1 tRNA gene is annotated in these 985 nt (G+C 37.0%); it reads left to right on the top strand.

Features of this window, described 5'->3' with window-relative positions:
* Window positions 1-109: 109 nt before the first annotated feature.
* Window positions 110-186, top strand: a tRNA-Met gene (locus tag HMPREF3144_RS04225).
* The last annotated feature ends 799 nt before the right edge of the window (window positions 187-985 follow it).

The raw sequence follows: 985 nt of genomic DNA, 5'->3' as shown, positions 1-985 counted from the left end.
CTCCTGTGAAAGTAGGTCATCGTCAGGCAATTTATTCAGATGTGATAGACTTCTAACAGGTCGCCATACTTGTTATTAAATCAGAAGTCTGTTACTATCAATACTCTAGCGCGGAGTGGAGCAGTCTGGCAGCTCGTCGGGCTCATAACCCGAAGGTCGTAGGTTCAAATCCTGCCTCCGCAACCACCTTTAGATACGGCTCAATTGCAAATGAAAGCGATTGAGGCGTATTTATTTTAGCCCATACTTCTTTGCCTCTTTGTTCAATTTGAATCAGACCGAAGATGTTTTGAAGAATTTCTCTAGCCTTTTCTGGCTCTTTACCAATTGACTCATCCAGCTTATCAACTGTTTCATGAAAAGCTTTTTTGACGTTAGGTATCTTTATTTCAATTAATGATGTCTTATTAAGCTTTGATAAGATCATCTTTTTTTCAGTCTCTAAAACTGTTAACTTTTCAGCTAGTGAATCACTTACACCGATTTTACTGATGGCCTCAATTATTTTTTCTATTGAGGCTTCAATTTCTTCCAGTCTGTCTTTTTGATACTTTGTGTCTGACTCTTTATTATTCAATAAATTTTCAACTTCAGCTTCAAAGTGCTTCTCAAATTGAGTTGCTGCTTTTTCAGTTAAAAGCTCTTTTCTTAATGTATTTAAAAGCTGTTTCTCTAAAATCTTTCTATTTACTAAGAATCCCGGGCAAACAGTTTTACCACGGTCTTTAGATCGTTGGCATCCGTAGCTTACTGCATTTACAACAACCAATTTTCCACTGCATTTTGGACAAGATAAATAGCCACCAAATAAAGATACACCTCTGCGTCCATACCTTTTTCTACCATTTTTATCTCGTTCTGAATCGATCCGTTTTCTAACCTTATCCCATATTTCCTTTTCAATAATTCGAAGTTCAGGAATTTGGATGATTTTCCACTCTTCTTTTGGCCTTCTCTCTATGTCAGGATAGTTGTCACCCTCTAA

It is taken from the genome of Oligella sp. HMSC05A10, from assembly GCF_001808335.1.
GTDB classification, from domain to species: domain Bacteria; phylum Pseudomonadota; class Gammaproteobacteria; order Burkholderiales; family Burkholderiaceae_B; genus Oligella; species Oligella urethralis.
Note: the sequence above shows the minus strand (reverse complement) of the source record. Positions and strands in the feature narration are given on the sequence as shown.